Below are 17,873 nucleotides of genomic sequence, written 5' to 3' on the forward strand. Positions count from 1 at the left end.
CTTGCCGGCATTACCGGAAAAATGTACGCGCGATAGGGCATTTGCCCCCATGAAATCGGGGCAACTGTACGCAAAAGAACCCAATTGTACCTATCCGTACATGGAGAAACGGCTATAAAATCAGACCTGTAGAAAGCGCTACCATAACAACGGTGGAATTGGACTAGGGGGGATTGTTCTGGAGACCGAGATCGTATTGAACCATAAATCGACGATCCGCAGCAGCAAGAATAGACGGACATTGTCCGCGGAAGCTAAGAAAAGCTTTAAGAAACATTGGCAATTGTATTTAATCGTCATCCCGCCGGTACTGTTCTTCCTTATTTTCAAATATTACCCGATGTTGAACACGGTTCTTGCCTTTAAGGATTACAACGTGATCAAGGGAATATGGGGCAGTCCTTGGGTAGGGATGAAATATTTCGATTTGTTCTTCGACAACCCGATGTTCTGGCCTCTCGTCAAGAACACGATTTATGTGAGCGGTTACTTATTGCTCGCCGGATTTCCGATTCCGATCTTGCTTGCGCTTATGCTCAACGAAGTGAGAAACGGGCGGTTCAAGAAGCTCGTGCAATTAGTATCGTTCGCGCCTTATTTCATCTCTACCGTCGTTATGGTGTCCATTATTATGCTGTTCCTGGCCCCGCGTCTCGGATTCGTAAACGTCGCTTTGAATTATTTCGGTTTCGATTCGATTAATTTCCTCGGAGAACCGGGCATGTTCCGGTCTATCTATGTCTGGTCCGATATTTGGCAGAATGCGGGATATACCGCCGTTATTTACTTGGCAGCGCTAGCCGGCATCGATCCGACGTTATACGAAGCGGCCAAAGTCGACGGGGCGTCCCGGTTTCAGAAAATTATTCACGTCGATCTGCCGGGCATTCTTCCCACGATCATGATCGTGCTCATTCTTAACGTTGGAAGCGTCATGGCCATCGGTTTCGAGAAGATTTATTTGCTGCAAAACCCGCTCAATCTAGTCAATTCCCAGATAATCGCCACTTACGTCTACGACATCGGCTTAAAGAACGCCAATTACAGCTTCGCGACGGCGGTAGGGTTGTTTAATTCCGTTATCAATCTCGTTTTGCTGGTATCGGTGAATAGCTTGGCCAAGAGATTCTCGAACAGCAGCATTTGGTAGAAGGGGTGTGCAGGCATGGCAACGGTAAGCAAAAAGATAAAAGATTCGGCGGGTGACAGAATATTTCTGATCGGAATTTACGTGGTCTTGTGCGTGATTCTGATCGCCGTATGTTATCCGCTCATTTACGTGCTGAGCAGCTCGATCAGCAGTCCCGCGGCGGTAACGTCCGGACGGGTCTGGTTATGGCCGGTGGATATTTCCTTCAAAGGTTTTAAGGCTCTGCTCAATACACCGCAAGTCATGACGGGGTATGGAAACTCCATTTTCTATACGGCATTCGGGACGATCATCAGCGTAGCGTTGACCATCATGATCTCTTATCCGCTGTCCCGTAAATCGTTCTTCGGCCGTAACGTTCTGATGATTATGATTACATTTACCCTTATTTTCAGCGGAGGATTGATTCCCACATACATGGTCGTGAAAGAGTTGGGTTTAATCGACTCGAGACTGGCGCTGCTGATCCCTAACGCGATCTGGGTATGGCAGGTCATCATCGCCAGATCGTTCTTCCAATCGTCCATACCGGACGAATTGTTCGAAGCAAGCGAGATAGACGGATGCAGCGACATCCGGTTTCTGCGGAGCATCGTTATTCCGCTGTCCATGCCGATTATCGCGGTACTCGTGCTGATGTACGCCGTCGGTCAATGGAATGCCTACTTCGACGCGCTAATCTATCTGAAATCGGCGGACTTGTTTCCTCTTCAATTGATTCTGCGGAGCATTATTATCCAGAACAATTCCGCGGGAGGCATGATGGACGCGATGAAGATGGTGGAGAGACAGCAGTTGGCGGAGTTGCTTAAGTACTCGTTGATTGTCATCGCGACCTTGCCGGTGCTGATCATCTATCCGTTCGTGCAGCGGTATTTCGTTCAAGGAATGATGGTAGGCTCCGTTAAAGGCTGATTGCGCGCTGAACCCGCATTTTGAAGGGAGGAGATTCGGATGTAGCGTTTCGCGGCTTGAAGCTTGCTTGACTAGCGTTCGAATAAACCTATAACGATGAAAAGGGAGAGTACAAAATGAAAAAGAGAATGTTGAGCTTATTGGCGCTTGTCTTGGTTACGAGCGTGGTTCTTGCCGCTTGTTCGAGCAAAAATAACGAAAGCAGTCCGGCGGCAAGCGGTAGCGCGCCGGCATCCTCTCAAGCGGCGGAATCGTCGGCCGCGGCGCCGACGGCTCCGGTAGACATCAGCGTGTTCGCGATACAAGAAAACAATATCGATCTGAAAACGAATAAATTCACGGCATTCGTGGAAGAGAAGTTCAACATCAAGTTCGACTGGGAGCTTATCCCTTCCGACGGAGCGAAGGAAAAGCGCCAAATTTCTTTGGCGAGCGGGGACTATCCGGATGCGTATATACTGACGCATTACATCGATCAGTTCTCGCAGGCTGACGTACTGAAGTACGGTCAGCAAGGCGTGCTCATTCCGTTAAACGATCTCATCGATCAATACGCGCCGAACATCAAAGCGGCGATGGAAGCCAAACCCGATTTGAGAGCGCTGAATACGGCTCCGGACGGAAACATTTACGGTTTGGTCGCGTACACGCAATGTTTCCACTGCTCTTATCCGAACAAGATGTGGTTGAATACGAAGTGGTTGGAAAAGCTGAATCTTCAGATGCCAACGACGACGGAAGAGTTCAAAAAAGTGCTTCAAGCATTCAAAAACGACGATCCGAACGGGAACGGCAAAAAAGACGAAGTGCCTCTGAGCGGTTCGATCGAAGAATTCGGCGTACGGGTTATTCCGTTCTTAATGAACGGATTCGTATACGACGACGATCGCAATTACTTGAATTTGACGAACGGTAAAGTCGAATCCGCGGCGATCAAACCGGAATGGCGAGAAGGCCTGACTTACATCAAGTCCTTGTACGACGAAGGGTTGATCGACCCGGGCGCGTTCACGCAAAACGCGGAAGCATTCAAAAAAATCGGCGAAAACGCGGACACGCAAATTCTGGGCGTAGGCGCGGGCATGCATCCAGCTATCTTCGTCAACATCGACAAAGGCAACCAACGTTCGGCCGATTACAGTCCGATTCCGCCATTGACCGGACCTCATGGTTCTCTGGCCACTCATGATGGCGGCGGAGTATCGCCGGGCGCCAAATTCGCGATTACGAACAAAGCCAGCAAAGAAGCGCAGATCGCTCTGATTAAGTTCGCGGATTACATGTTTACGTCGGAAGGCCAAACGAACGGCGGTTCGGGCATGGAAGGCATCGACTGGGAGAAAGCGAAACCGGGCGACGTTGCGCTTGGTAAAGGCGTAGAGCCTAAGATTAAACCGATTCCCGCGGTAGAAGGAGAAGCTCCGCGTAATGCGGGCTGGAGCGGAATGGCTCACTTCTTCATGCCGTCGGAGTACAGAGACAGCTTCGTTCAAGCCGGCACGGACATTTACGACTCGGCCAACTACGAGCTAAGGCTTCACCAAGCTACGCTCTTATACCAAGGCCATGAACCGAAGGAATTGTTCCCGCTCTGGTCGCTGTGGTTGGATCCTGCCGAAACGGACGAAGCCAGCATTCTGCAAACGAACTTGAAAAACTACATCGAGCAGAACGCGCTGCAATTCGTTACCGGCAACAAGAGCTTGGACAAAGATTGGGATAGCTACGTAAAAGGTTTGCAGGACTTGAAGGTAGATCGTTACTTGGAAATCCTTCAGAAGGCATACGACGCTTCCAAAAAATAAAAATCGGTTCATTCGATCGGGTGCTTTATTGCGAAATAGAGCACCCGATTATTAATGGTAGCTTCAAGCGGGCACATCATGGAGGCGATAGACTTGGATATTCTGGAACGGGCGGGCAGACATGCGATTCGTTACGATCGGCCGGCTTCGGGTTTCTTCGAAGGGGCTCTACTGGGTAACGGGGGATTAGGGGCAGTCGTGACGACCCGACCCGATGCGGTCGTCATTCATTTCGGACATAACAACGTGTGGGACATTCGCATCGCCGAGAAGCATCAAGACAAGATCGGAACCTTCGAGCATCTATTCGCAAGGTTAAAGGAAATTCCCGCAAGCTATGCCTCGTTAAGCGAGGAAGCCTGGTATCGGGATTACGTGGCCATGACAAGCGAAAATTACGACTTCCCGTATCCGCGACCGATGCCCTGCGGCTCCTTGCTGCTCGGCATCGACCGGAGAACGACCGAAGTGCTCGGACATAAATTAGCCATAGAGAATGGATTATGCGAAATCTACTTTAAGAATGGAGGCTCCTTCCTCACGCTTCACGTATTCGTAGATCAGCAACGCGATCGATTGTGGGCGACGCTACGGGATTCGGAGGGGGCGGTCGCTCAATCGAATATTTTCAACCGAGCTAGGCTGATTCCCGATCCATGCACCCCACCAGAGTTGCCTAAGTTTCAGGCTTTGGCGGATCTTGCGGACCATCGCCTTTCTTTTCGTCAGACGCTGCCGTTCTCACTGGAAGATTCGGTCTCGGCCGGCAACCGTTCGAAGGATCGGGCTTTTCGGCTTTCGGCTCGGTTTGCTTCCTCGGTCGATTTTCTAGAAGGTGTTCAAGAGCTGGAAGCCAAGCTCGGCAAGGCGGGGGAGTTCACCGTATGCGTCGAATTGGAGGAAGGCTCGGAGACGGACGTCAGTTCGGTGCACAAGGAGGCAGGTTCCCCTTCACCTGATCAAGAATCGTTTACCGCCGCGTTCGCTTCCTCCGGGGTGATTTGGGAAGCCTATTGGAGCCGCTCAGGCGTCGCATTGGAGGATGAATTCCTGGAGCGAATCTGGTACCGTAACCTCTACTTCTTCCAGTGCTCGGTGAAACCGGAGGCGACGTGCCCGGGATTGTTCGCGAATTGGAGTTACGGCAAGATCGGATCGGAATGGCATGGCGACTATCATATGAACTACAATACGCAGCAGCCTTTCTGGTTAGCGTTCTCTAGCAATCACGTCGACAAGCATCTGGCTTACGTGAACATGGTCGATCACGTGCTTCCCGTCAGCCGCAAGTGGGCGCGGGAATACTACGGCCTGCGAGGAGCTTATTATCCGCATTCCGCCTATCCCGTCGAGATGAACATGATGCCTTATCCCGTTCCCCACTGGGGCTGGGAAGTATGCGAAACGCCTTGGACGGTGCAGAGTCTATGGTGGCACTACTTGTACACGATGGATAAAATCTTCCTGGCCGAACGGGCATACACGCCGATCAAGGAAGCGGTACTGTTCATGGTCGACTATATGAAGAGGCCGGACGCTCGCGGGGAGAGCTGGGGCGACGATCGTTATCATATTTTCCCTACGGTCGTGCCGGAGCTGTACGAATTAACGCCCGGCTTCGAGAAAAATCGCGATTGCATCGTCGACCTGACGTTGACTAAATTTCTATTCCGCGCTTTTCTGGACGCTTGCGAGGCATTGGGGCGGAGCGCGGAGCAATCGGAGCTGCTCGCCGAGATCGGCGACATCCTGGACCATTTCCCGGAGTACCCGACGGCGGAATCCGAGCGGGGCACCGTGTTCGTATCCGTTGCCGGCGAAGATCCGGAAACGGTGTACAACGTGCCGAACGGGATTACGACCGTGTTCCCGGGGGAAGACCACGGTCTTCACTCCTCGCCGGAGGAGTACGGCATCGCGGTGAATTCTTACCTGAACCATCGGAACGAGGGAGGGAACGAACTCGTTTTCTTGAATCTCGCGGGAGCGCGGCTCGGCAAGCTAGACTTGGAACGTTTCAAGCGCCAGATCGATTACTGCATGCTTCCAAACGGAACCTGCACGGACAAATTGCTGGAGTCCGGCGGCCGATATTCGGATACGACCTCGTTCGATTATATGGGGCCGATGGGCATCTGGTTCGAGAATTTCGCCTTGCCGGCCGTCATTAACGAATGTCTCATGCAAAGCTATAACGGAATCATTCGCTTCTTCCCTAACTGGCCGCTGGACAAGCGCGCGGAATTCAGCACTCTCCGTGCGGTAGGCGGTTTCCTCGTCAGCGCGATAGCCGATGCGGGAAAGGTTCAGGGGATAGAAATTTATAGCGAAGCCGGTTCGACGCTGCGGATCTACAACCCGTGGAACGCGGCGACAGTCATCCGGACGAGAGGGGAGGAGACGCTGACAGGGGAAGTATTGGCGTTGGATACGGATACGGGAGAGAAAATCCGACTGATACCCTTATAGGAGTTGAATGATGTGAGTCTAAGGCCAAGCAAACTAGTGAGTCTAAGATCAAGCAAACTACGCATCGTTTTGTTAATGTTCGTCCTGATCGTCGCCCAATTAGGGATCATCGTTCCGAATGCGCCCGTCGCGCAAGCGGCGAACAACGGATTGGCGCTGAAACCGTTAATGGGTTGGAGCAGCTTCAGCATGCAAGTGTATACCGGCAATAATACCATTATTTCCGCGGCCCAGATTAAAGCCCAGTCGGATGCGATGGAGGCAACGTTGCAATCTCACGGTTACGAGTATATTAATATCGATGCCGGATGGAACGGAAGCATGGACGGGTATGGACGGCCGATTCCTAGCACGACGTTATACCCTAACGGCTTTCAAGAAGTGATCGACTATGTGCACGGTAACGGCCAGAAAATCGGGATATACGGCATCCCCGGAATGTCGAAGCAGGCTTACAACGACGATTTGCCCATTTACGGGGCTCCGGGTTGTTCGATGCAGGATATCGCGGCCCTGCCGCTGCGAACGGGAGATTATTGGGACATCGGTTACAAGATCGATTTCAGCTCTCCGTGCGCGCAAAGTTATATCGACTCGATTGCGGACCTATACGGGGAATGGGGAATCGATTTCCTGAAATTCGACAGCGTTACGCCGGGCTCCGGACATAACGATACGTCCATCGACGCGCGGGACGACGTCAAGGCTTGGGCGCAAGCGCTGGCTCCGCACGGAATATGGCTGGAACTTTCCTGGGCGCTCGATATGAACTATATCGATTATTGGAGGGAATACGCCAACGGATGGCGCGTCGATTGGGATATCGAGTGTTATTGCGGTAGCGGAGGCCTGACGACGTGGGCGAACATCGCCCGCACGTTCCCGAAGGCGGAGCAATGGTGGAGAGAAGGTCGTCCGGGGGGCTGGAACGACTTCGATTCCTTGAACGTCGGCAACGGAGCGATGGACGGATTAACCCAAGACGAACGCCGAACGGCGATGACGCTGTGGGCGATGTCGTCCGCGCAACTCTATGTCGGCAACGATTTGACAAATCTGGATAGCTTCGGCATCGGATTGCTTACGAACGACGAGGTGATTGCGGTCAATCAAGCGGGACGCCCGGCTCATCCGGTGTCCACGGCGACGAACCAGCAGGTTTGGTATGCCAACAATGGCGATGGAAGCTATACGGTAGGGCTGATCAATCTCGGGAATTCGGCGGCTACGGTGACCGTGAATTGGAGCGATATCGGCCTTAACGGCGCGGCTTCCGTTCGGGATTTATGGAGTCATACCGATCTAGGAACCTTTAACACGGGATACAGCTCGGTGAACTTGGCGCCTCACGCGTCGAGATTGCTTAAAGTCGTATCGCAAGGCGGCTCCAACTCGGTAAACGACGACGATACGGGAATCAAGTACGTCGGGGATTGGGAGCGCAGCTATAACCGGGGTTTGGGGGATTTCCAGAACGACGTGCATTTCACCGAAACGAACTATGATTATTTCGAGTACTCTTTTAACGGCACGGGCGTCGACTTGATCACGGAGAAGGACTCTTCTCAAGGCAATATCGACGTTTACGTGGACGGCGTATTCAAACAAACGGTGAACACCTACAACGCGACGCGGCAAGTCCAGCAGAAGGTATACGGAATTTCCGGTTTATCCAATGGGCCGCATACGATTAAGGCCGTTAAGAAATCGGGAAATTTTATGCTGCTCGACAAATTGAGCTTCAGCGTTTCGTCTCCGATCTCCGTGAATAACACCGATCCGGGAATTTCTTATTCCGGCACATGGACGCTGAGCGGAGCTAGAGGATTCGGGGACTTCAACGACGACGTTCATTATACGACGAACAATAACGACTATTTCCAATACGCGTTCAACGGTACGGGAGTCGAACTGATCACGGAGAAGGATCCGTCGCAGGGAGATATCGACATCTACGTAGATAACGTATTCAAGGCAACGGTAAGCACGTACAACTCCAGCCGATTGGCCCAGCAAACCGTGTACAAGATATCCGGCTTGGCGCCCGGTTCCCATACGATCAAAGCCGTCAAGAAATCCGGTACTTATATGCTGCTCGACAAATTAAGCTTCGCCGGCGGCAAGCTTCAATTCAACAATACGGATCCGGGAATAACGTATAACGGGGCTTGGTCGCTTAATGGCAACAGAGGGTATGGGGATTACAACAACGATGTGCATTTTACCCAGACGAATAATAACGACTTCCAATTCACGTTCACGGGCACGGGAATCGACTTGATCACGGAGAAAGCCGCCGACCAAGGCGATATCGATATCTACGTGGACAACGTGTTCAAGCAGACGGTCAGCACTTATAATGCCACGCGGTTATCGAATCAGATCGTCTACAGCATATCCGGTCTGACCAGCGGCACTCATACGCTTAAGGCCGTGAAGAAGACGGGGGCCTACATGCTGTTGGATTCGCTGACGGTTACGCCTTGACTTGACGAGCTACCCTCCCGAGCGATCGGGAGGGTTTGAGTCGGCGATGGGCTGGGAAACCGTCTATCTAGGGCTAACTAGGGTGCGTAGGAGAGGAGATAGGCTGGAAAACAGTCTAACTCGGGCTAACTGGGGTGCGTTGGAGAGGAGATAGGCTGGAAAACCGTCTAACTCGGGCCAACTGGGGTGCGTAGGAGAGGAGATAGGCTGGGAAACCGTCTAACTCGGGCTAACTGGGGTGCGTAGGAGAGGAGATAGGCTGGAAAACCGTCTAACTCGGGCCGGCTGGGGTGCGGAGGAGAGGAGATAGGCTGGAAAACCGTCTATCTAGGGCCGGCTGGGGTGTAATGTGACGGGTTGAGCGCCGAGAGTAGGCTAAGTGCCGGAAGCCGCCGGACGTCGACTTGCGGAACGAACGTGTCAGTAAGCCGCTGAGAGCGGTCTATTTGGTTCAATTTCGAGCTAAAGTATGTTGTAAGCCGGTGAGAGTAGCCTCAGCGACTATAAGCCACCTAAGCCGTAAATGCTTCATTCTTCTTCGCGCGGTCGCTAAAGAAATGGAGAGTAGGAACAGCTATGGTTAACCCGAACATAAGATTGCGAAGGGGATTTCCCCGATTGAAGGAGAAGCTGGCGGGGAATGGCCGGGTCGTCGTTGCTTATATCGGTGGATCGATTACCGAGGGGGCGGGGGCGTCGGATGCGGACGCGACCAGTTGGCGGGCATTGACCGACCGATTTCTGAAGGAACGGTATACCGAGGAACGGATCGCGTCCATTAACGCGGGCGTGGGAGGCACGAACTCTACGTTCGGGGCTCATCGTCTGCAAGAGCACGTTTTCTCGCAAGGAGAGATCGATCTGCTGTTCGTGGAGTTCAGCGTAAACGATGGCGATGACCGGGAGGAATCCATCCGGGGGATGGAAGGAATCGTAAGGCAATGCAGAACGATATTCCCGAAAACGGATGTTTGTTTCGTCTATGCCGCGGCCGACAAAAATTTGTCGGAAGGGCTGCCCTTTAACATCGCCATACATGAGGAAGTCGCTATCCATTACGATATTCCATCCATAAATTTAGCGGCAAAAATCCGGCAAAGGGAGTACGCGGGAGAAGGAAGCTGGGGGGAGCTCGCGAACGATCGAACCCATCCTAACGATGCGGGACATGCGTTATACGCGGACGATATTCGGGGAATGCTGGAGTTTGTCCTAGGAGACGACGAACCAAGAGAAGGTGGCGAAGTCCACTTCGACGTTACCTTACCGAAGCCTCTCCTCAAGACGAATTATGAACACGCCGCGATGCTCGGCTTAGGCACGGCTAGCGAGCTGAACGGTTTTGCATTCACGGAAACCTATCCAGGACCGATGATGAACTGGCGTTATAAGATCGATCACCTGCGCGCCGATTCGCCCGAAGCCTCGCTAACCTTCTCGGTAACCGGACGCAGCGCGGGGTTATTGCTTCTGTGCGGTCCGGACACCGGAAGCTTCGAATATTCCGTAAACGGCAATACGTTTAACAAGGTTAATCTATTCGATGAATGGTGTTTGTTGGCTTACCGTCCCATCATCGCATTGTTCCCGCTTCAGGAGGAAACGACGGAAATACAAATCACGATACGAAATACGGCGATAAAGGACGAGAGAAGCACCGGGAACGGTTTGCGGATCATGAGATTATTGCGCAATTAAGCCGGGCGTTATGAAAAGAGCCGGTCGTCATCCCCTCCAGGGTCTGATGGCCGGCTCTTGCGATTAAATATCCCGTTAAGGATAGACTTCCATATCCCACAACGAGTAACCGTATTGCGTCCCTCGCTGCGTGCCGGTCAAACGTACGAATTTAGCGTTAACCGGGGCAAAGGTAACGTTGTCGATACCGCCGTCTCCGGTCGTCGTGGAGTAGACGGTCGACCAGGTCGTGCCGTTAGCGGATACCTCGATCGAATAAGAGATGGCATAAGCGCCTTCCCAATTGAGATAAACGCGGCTGATTGTCGCTGCCGTGCCGAGATCTACGCTAATCCATTGGGGATCGCTGAACGCCGACTCCCAACGAGTACCGCTGTTGCCGTCCACCGCGTACATTCCCGCCGATACCGGGTTAGCGGAAGTCGTTGCGGGTTTGTTCAAGGCAAGGTTGACCGCAGGCCCAGCGACGATCGCCTGCTGAACGGAGGCTTCCGTATAACCATTCGCCTGAATGGTGATGACGTAGCTTCCGGCTTGCGGGAACAAGGAAGCGTTCAAGGTTATTTTGCCGGCTGCCACGCTATATTGCGCGGCGCCCGCTGCGGTACCGTTCACCTTGACTCCGACAAGGGCGCTTCTCCAAGCGGCATTGTCCGCAAAGTCGATCTCGATCGGCTGGCCGACTTGGTTGAGCGTCGTATCGGCGACAAGAGTAGGAGCCGCGATCGTTCCGGTACCGCCGCTTCCATAGACCTCGAACTCCCACAGCGAGTAGCCGTAAGGCAAGCCCCGCGTCGTACCGTTCATTTTCACGTATCTTGCGCTGACTGGCGCGAATGAGATATCGTCGATGCCGCCATCGCCCGTAGTCGTGGAAAAGACGGTTGCCCACTGCGTTCCGTCGGCGGAAACCTCGATCGTGTACGCTTTCCCGTAGGCGCCTTCCCAGTTTAGCAACACGCGGCTTACCGTCGCCGGAGCTCCCAAATCGACGGTTATCCATTGGGGATCGCTGAACGCGGATTCCCAGCGGCTGCCGGTGTTCCCGTCGACCGCCAAGGCGCCTGCTTGAAGCGGATTCGCGGAGGCCGTAACCGTCTTGTTTAATGCCAGGTTCAAGTTCGTACCGCCGGCAGGCAGAATCGTTTGCGTAACCGAAGCATCCGAAAATCCGGTTGCTTGCACGCTAATCGCATAATTCCCGGCCTGCGCGAATAAAGCGGGAACCAGGCTCAGTTTGCCGGCCGATAAGCTATATTGCGCCGTGCTTAACGAGGTACCGTTCAGCTTGACGCTCACGATAGCGTTTCTCCATGCCGCATTGTCCGCGAAAGCAATTTCGATCGGCTGGCCGACCGTATTCTGAGTAGCATCCGCCGACAGGACAGGCGGAGGCGTCGGTTGGCCTGGATTCGTATTCGTCGTCGGATTGACCTTCGTCAAAGTTTTGGCGGCCACCGTCGCCGATCCGGTTACACCCCCCGCATTGCGGAACGTTACCGTGACGGGAGCATTGGTTGGATTCCACACGATTGCCGAATAGTTGGCGCCGTTCTTGTACACGGTTGCGCTTGACCATCCGGTCGCCCAAATGTCTTTCGTCCGCTGACCGAGCGTCGCCATGTTGTGAACGAACCAATACGTGTTGAAAATCTCGTTCTTCTGCATGCCGGTCGTCGTCCACTTGTTGAGAACCGCTTGCGGATTGCTTAACGCTTGGATCGGCCAGACAATATGATACCAATCGGTCTCCGGACCTCCGTTATCGGAGACGAAGCCGTTGTACAATGCTCCCGCTTTCGCCGGATTGAAACCGTAGCTCGTCAAGTATTCGGCCGTCGGCAGCCAATGGATACCGTATACATAAACGGGATCGCCGTTGAAGAAAGTGCCGAAGAAGTTCGAGCTTCCGTAAACCTGGCCGACTGTTTTGTGGGTATAGGCAGGAAGCCAGTTGTCGTTGTCGTAATTGAACCAGTATTGCTCGACGGCTTTGAGCTCCGTCGTGAAGCCGTAAATCGAAGCGTCTCGATAAGCGGTGTTGCCTGTCAGCATGCTCCACATATACTGTCCGACCCATCCGAATAAGGATTCGCCGGCTGCTTCCTGGTTGTTGCCGCTATCGTTATCGCCATAACCGCCCGCCCAGGAATGTCCCTCGTACGGATCGAAATTACGGAAGAACGGATAGAGAGGGTCCGTTTTCGAAGGATTGGCGTAATCTCGGATGAGGTGCTCCACCATCGTGCCGTATTTATCCTTGAAATCTTGATCGTACGTCGCGAGTACGGCAGAAGCGAACACGTAGTAGCCATAGGTGAAATGGTGGTCCGTGATCCCCGTATTGGCGCCGAACTCACTCGCTTTGTAATACATCGTGCCCCACGTCGGGTCGTAGTACATGAAGTAATCAGGTTCGCCTTGCGTATACGTGTACCAGTCGCTTAGCACGGTTTTCATCCGGCCGAGGAACAAAGCTTTGTAATTGGCATCGCCGATCTGATCGGCGATCAATACGCCCATCGCTAGCGGATGAAGGACTTTGCCTTGCCAATAGGCGTCGGCTTTCATCAATCCGGTTGAAGTTTCCTGATCTAGCAAGGCCAGCTGTTGCAGCAACGTCTGGCGGGAATACGTCGGATCTCCCGGCTCCGTAAATTGAGGAACGATCCCGTAAAATTTGTCCACGGTCGTGAACGCATTACCGTCGCTGAGCTTTAACGTACCTCGTATGGATGGATAGGAAAGTGCCGTAAGCGGCGTAGTCGTTATTTTCCACTGGTGAGGCAGCAATGCCATTAACGTCGTCGTAGGGAATCCCGGGCGCTTCTGCGAAGTCGTTACGTTAAACGCGGTAGTCACGTCCGAAGTAGTCGGGTTGAAGCTCGGAGTCACCGTCGTGCCCGTCACGAACGCATAGGCATGCTGGTAAAAATAGTTCAAGTTGCTGACGGTGGGAAGCGTAGCCAAGGACAGATAGTTCTGGCCTCCGCCCAATTGGATTTTGATTTTCGAGCCGACTTTTTTGAAAGTCGTGCCCGCCGGAGCGAAAACGCCGTAATGTCTCGTTACCGTCGCAGGGGTCGGAGCTCCGTCCACGTTCGTTACGGTAAAGCCGATATGGTCGGCGGTGATCGTCGTGCCGTCCGTTGCCAATATCGTGTTGTTGCTGTCGTCGAAGAAACGGGTAGACGCCGGCAAGTATAGCTCCGGAGTCGTTGGATCGCTGAACTCGGAGTAGAGGTAAGGGGAGCCTTTGACGAAAGTCGTCTTCATCTTATCGATGGCGTTGTCGCTTAACGAGACCGTCGCGGACCAGTCGCCGTAAGCGGTGATCTTATTCGACATGGCGGATGTGCTGATATTGCTGGCCATGAGGTAAAGATCGGGATTTCCTCCCGCTTCTTGGGAACGCCCGTTGACCCAACCGGCTCCGGGATTCAGAACGCTCAAGCCTTGTTTCGTATATTTGGATTTCAGAGGAAGCGTAATGATGCCGTCGCCAAGCTTCTTAATAAGAACGGATTGCCACCAATCGTTGGATGGGAGAGGCGCGGTGATGTTCGCGTTCTTGTAGAGCGGAAACCTAGGCTGGGGCATCGCGATATCGTTGGTGTAGTAGCTTCCCTGTCCGGCGGCTACCGTCGCGGGAGTCGGAAGCGCGGGGATCGGATAGTTCGGCTGAGGATCGCCCGTAACGTAGTCGTAGACCGACAATTCGAAGATGGAGTATCCGAAGCTGGTAGCCCTGCTGATCCCTTTCATTCGAACGTAGCGACCGCTCGTATAGACGGGGAGATCCTTCAGTCCGCCGTCTCCGGTCAATTCCCGATAGACCGTCGTCCAGGTCGAGGCATTGTTGGAGACTTGGATATCGTACGCTCTTCCGGCTGCCGCTTCCCACTGGATCCGAATGCGTCCGATCGTGCGAACGCTGCCGAGATCCACGTAGATCCACTCTCCGTCCGTAGGGTTGGAGGACCATCTCGTCGCGGCGTTCCCGTCCACTGCGTTCTGAGGCAAAGTAGAGCCCGGAGGCAAATAGGCGGATTGCTCGTAAGAGGATGCGGTTACGGGTTTGTTCAGAGCGACGTTAGGTCCCAATACGAGAGGCGGCGGGTTGACTCCTCCCGTGCCGTAAATCTCGAATTCGAGAACGGAAACCCCGTATTGCGGCAGAAACCGTTCCGTGCTTAACAACCGGACATAACGACCATTGCCCGCTAGCGTTAACGTATCGACTCCGCCGTCTCCGGCGGTCGTCGAATAGACGTCGGTCCATGCGGATTCATCGTTGGACGTCTGGATTTTATACGATTTGGCATAAGCGCCTTCCCAGCGGATAATCACTTGGTCGATCGCTGCTGTTGCCCCCAAATCGACGTAAATCCACTGCGGATCGGCTCCCCATGCGCTGCTCCAACGGGATGCCGTATTGCCGTCTACAGCAAGGTCCGCGGTATTGTTGCCTTCCGTCGACGAGGCGTAGGCCGTGCGATCCGCCGATAGCAAATAAGAACCCGGCGCCGCCGTTGCTTTCTCGGTCGGTAAGACGTTCGCGATGCTTAAGATTAGGGAGAGAATAAGAACCAGAGAAGTCGTTCGGAATGCCGCCTTGCGAATACTTCTGGTATTGGATTGCATGTTTCATTTACCTCCTCGTGGAATGGATACTTCGTAAACCGATGCGGGCTAAGTCGGCACTCCTCCTTCAGAATGGCAAGAGAGTATAAAGCGCTTTCACGCCTCTACAACATAAGCGATTATTTGTTGGCGGACAATTGCACAAATCAACGATTTTGAGCGCAAATAAAGGAAGTTTGAGGAAATGCATCATTGAAAGGGGCAATTCGAAAAGGAGGGCGGTCCCTCGGAGGCATGGGGAATGAATCCTATGATATACTGAAGCCAAAATCTTACGGAAGCCGTTGCGGCGGTGGAGGGTCTGGCATGAGAATACATATTGTCGTCGCGGATGACGATCCTTCGATCAGAGAGTTGCTTAAACTAGTACTGAGTAAAGAAGGGTATGTCGTACTCGAAGCCGAGGATGGCGCGCAAGCTTCTCGATTGTGCGAGAGCGAGCAGGTACATTTGGCGATCGTAGACGTGATGATGCCCGGATTAGACGGGCTTGAGCTATGCCGCGAAATTCGGGAGCATTACGATATTCCGGTTATTATGCTGACTGCGAAGGGACAGCTTGAAGATAAGGAGCAAGGTTACTTGGCCGGTACGGATGATTACATGGTTAAGCCGTTCGAGCCGAAGGAGTTGCTATTCCGTATCAAAGCGTTGCTGCGAAGATATCGGATGGTGTCGTCGGAAATGATCCGGTTAGGCAACGTGAGCATTGATCGCAAAGGGTACGAGATCCGGTTAGGCGACGAGCCGATTACGATCCCGTTGCGCGAATTCGAACTGCTGGCGCAGCTCGCTAGCCAGCCGGGGCGAATCTATACCCGGGAACAGTTGATCCAATTGATCTGGGGAGCGGATTACGATGGCGATAGTCGAACGGTAGACGTCCATATCAAGCGGCTGCGAGAGAGGTTCGCCGACTGCCAGGGAGATTTCGTCATTACGACGATTCGCGGACTGGGATACAAGCTCGAGGCGAGGGAAGAACCATGAAGACGTTATATGTTCGTATCGTCCTTACGTTCATGGCCGTCGCTTTCGTGAGCGGCATTATCGGAGTCGTGCTGACGAGCCTGTATTATCAGGAAAAAACAAAGACGAACAACGAGGATAAAATACTGCAAATGGGTCAAAGTATCCGCGAGTTATACGGGCAAGATTCCGAAATGAATCTGGATACTTATTTAACGGGAATCGCCGCGTTAGGTTTTCAAATTTACGCCGTAGACGAGAGCATGCGGGGGAAAATGTTCGGAGGCGCGTTTAAGCGCGGCAAGCTGACCGATGAGGAAATTCAATCCGTATTGAGCGGCGATATCTACCACGGCATGAAGGAAGAGAACAATCGCTTAGAGATCTTTTCCTTATTCGAGAATAGCGTTCGCAACACCGTCGGAATTCCTCTGCCGACGAAGGATGGATCGAACGCTCTCTTCATTCGCCCTAATCTGGAGCAGCAGATCGGCGAAATTCGCATTATCGTCGCCGTTCTGCTCGGTTTTACTTTTCTCGTTAGCCTCGTCATGATCGTCATTCTGACCCGGTTCATCGTCAAGCCGCTGCAAGTGCTGAAGAAGGCAACTCAGCAGATCGGCAAAGGGGATTTCAACGTCGGATTGGAGAAGTCCCGTAACCGGAAAGACGAATTCGGGGATTTGGCGGAGCATTTCGCGCGAATGGCGGAATCGATCCGGCAGCTTGATCGGATGAGGCAAGAATTCGTGGCGAACGTCTCGCACGAATTTCAGACGCCGCTGACGTCTATTCAGGGTTTCGCCCGCGCCGTGCTGGACAAGCAGGTGAACGCCAAGCAATCCGAGCGTTATTTGACGATCATTGAGCAGGAGAGCAAGCGGCTTTCTTCTCTAAGTAAACAATTGCTTAAACTCGCCGCTTTGGATAAGGAAGACCAGCGCTTGCAAATGACAACCTTTCGCCTGGATGAACAAATCCGCGAGATCATCATTATGCTGGAGTGGCAATGGTCGGAGAAGCGGCTGAACCTCGAATTGGAATTGCCTGAAATATCGATTGCCGCGGATGCCCATCTGCTCTACGAGGTATGGCTCAACCTGATCTCCAACGGCATTTATTTTACGCCGATCGGAGGTACGGTCAGCGTTGAGATCAGAGACGACGGTGCGGATGGCATCGTCGTCGAAATCCGCGATTCCGGGATCGGCATACCCGAATCGGAGCTTAAGCTTATTTTCGAAAGGTTTCATAAGGCCGACAAAGTAAGAAGCAGATCCTCTTCGGGCAGCGGTCTGGGGTTATCCATCGTCAGTAAAATCATCGCGCTTCATCAAGGAACGATCGAAGTCCGCAGCGAAGTGGGTAAAGGATCGACTTTTATCGTCCGCTTCCCCCGCTAAGGTCGATCTAATTCTCCTGTTGCTGATCGCGATCTACCATCCTTCGATGCTGACGTTATTGTTGTCGTATAAAGGCTCAGCGTTCCGTTATTCCTCTCCACACCTCACTCTCGCGACGTATAGCGGCACGAATTTCCGCTATTTCCCCGCCAATTGCTCGAACGGTGGTAGGGATGACAAAATAGCGGAAATCCGTTCCGTTACCGGCTCCCCAAACCTCTCTCCCCAGTTGAATAACGGCAGAGATTTCCGCTATGACCCCTCATGCCGACAGCCGGCGTAATCTCTCCTCTATTCGGCTTTTGTTGCCTCTCCGATCGAGGAGTGTAGTAT

The 17,873-nt window shown here is 53.0% G+C and carries 9 protein-coding genes; 8 read left to right on the plus strand and 1 reads right to left on the minus strand.

Annotated features, from left to right (window positions below; genetic code table 11):
- The first annotated feature begins 340 nt into the window (after positions 1–340).
- From HH215_RS27770 to HH215_RS27795, 6 genes are all read left to right on the plus strand, one after another.
- Positions 341–1,150 (plus strand): ABC transporter permease, encoded by an 810-nt coding sequence (locus tag HH215_RS27770; protein ID WP_375140534.1) that lies wholly within the window; start codon positions 341–343, stop codon positions 1,148–1,150.
- 15 nt (positions 1,151–1,165) lie between these two features.
- On the plus strand, positions 1,166–2,065 hold the full coding sequence (locus tag HH215_RS27775) for a carbohydrate ABC transporter permease (protein WP_169282848.1): 900 nt from the start codon (positions 1,166–1,168) through the stop codon (positions 2,063–2,065).
- Between the two features lie 116 nt (positions 2,066–2,181).
- Positions 2,182–3,870, plus strand: coding sequence for an extracellular solute-binding protein (locus HH215_RS27780; protein WP_169282849.1), 1,689 nt, complete (start codon positions 2,182–2,184; stop codon positions 3,868–3,870).
- 78 nt (positions 3,871–3,948) lie between these two features.
- Complete coding sequence (locus HH215_RS27785; RefSeq protein WP_169282850.1) at positions 3,949–6,339, plus strand: glycosyl hydrolase family 95 catalytic domain-containing protein; 2,391 nt, start codon at positions 3,949–3,951, stop codon at positions 6,337–6,339.
- Between the two features lie 12 nt (positions 6,340–6,351).
- Positions 6,352–8,826, plus strand: a complete 2,475-nt coding sequence (locus tag HH215_RS27790; RefSeq protein ID WP_254450248.1) for a glycoside hydrolase family 27 protein — start codon at positions 6,352–6,354, stop codon at positions 8,824–8,826.
- Between the two features lie 618 nt (positions 8,827–9,444).
- Positions 9,445–10,524, plus strand: a complete 1,080-nt coding sequence (locus tag HH215_RS27795; protein WP_169282851.1) for an SGNH/GDSL hydrolase family protein — start codon at positions 9,445–9,447, stop codon at positions 10,522–10,524.
- Positions 10,525–10,599: 75 nt separating this feature from the next.
- On the opposite strand, the gene HH215_RS27810 is transcribed toward HH215_RS27795, so the two are convergent.
- Positions 10,600–15,168 (minus strand): galactose-binding domain-containing protein, encoded by a 4,569-nt coding sequence (locus HH215_RS27810; protein ID WP_254450249.1) that lies wholly within the window; start codon positions 15,166–15,168, stop codon positions 10,600–10,602.
- 306 nt (positions 15,169–15,474) lie between these two features.
- Here HH215_RS27810 and HH215_RS27815 point away from each other — a divergent pair, with 306 nt between their 5' ends.
- Together HH215_RS27815 and HH215_RS27820 are read left to right on the plus strand one after the other, a co-directional pair.
- Positions 15,475–16,158 (plus strand): response regulator transcription factor, encoded by a 684-nt coding sequence (locus tag HH215_RS27815; RefSeq protein WP_169282852.1) that lies wholly within the window; start codon positions 15,475–15,477, stop codon positions 16,156–16,158.
- Positions 16,155–17,540 (plus strand): sensor histidine kinase, encoded by a 1,386-nt coding sequence (locus HH215_RS27820; protein WP_169282853.1) that lies wholly within the window; start codon positions 16,155–16,157, stop codon positions 17,538–17,540. Before HH215_RS27815 ends, HH215_RS27820 begins: the two co-directional genes overlap by 4 nt.
- Positions 17,541–17,873: the final 333 nt, after the last annotated feature.

Origin of the sequence: Cohnella herbarum, assembly GCF_012849095.1 — a bacterium.
GTDB lineage: Bacteria > Bacillota > Bacilli > Paenibacillales > Paenibacillaceae > Cohnella > Cohnella herbarum.

What these genes read in the sequence shown, in the direction of transcription:
- HH215_RS27815 (WP_169282852.1), top strand. Translation starts at nt 15,475, where the DNA reads ATGAGAATACATATTGTCGTCGCGGATGACGATCCTTCGATCAGAGAG.
- HH215_RS27810 (WP_254450249.1), bottom strand. Translation starts at nt 15,168, where the DNA reads ATGCAATCCAATACCAGAAGTATTCGCAAGGCGGCATTCCGAACGACT.
- HH215_RS27775 (WP_169282848.1), top strand. Translation starts at nt 1,166, where the DNA reads ATGGCAACGGTAAGCAAAAAGATAAAAGATTCGGCGGGTGACAGAATA.
- HH215_RS27820 (WP_169282853.1), top strand. Translation starts at nt 16,155, where the DNA reads ATGAAGACGTTATATGTTCGTATCGTCCTTACGTTCATGGCCGTCGCT.
- HH215_RS27770 (WP_375140534.1), top strand. Translation starts at nt 341, where the DNA reads ATGTTGAACACGGTTCTTGCCTTTAAGGATTACAACGTGATCAAGGGA.
- HH215_RS27785 (WP_169282850.1), top strand. Translation starts at nt 3,949, where the DNA reads ATGGAGGCGATAGACTTGGATATTCTGGAACGGGCGGGCAGACATGCG.
- HH215_RS27780 (WP_169282849.1), top strand. Translation starts at nt 2,182, where the DNA reads ATGAAAAAGAGAATGTTGAGCTTATTGGCGCTTGTCTTGGTTACGAGC.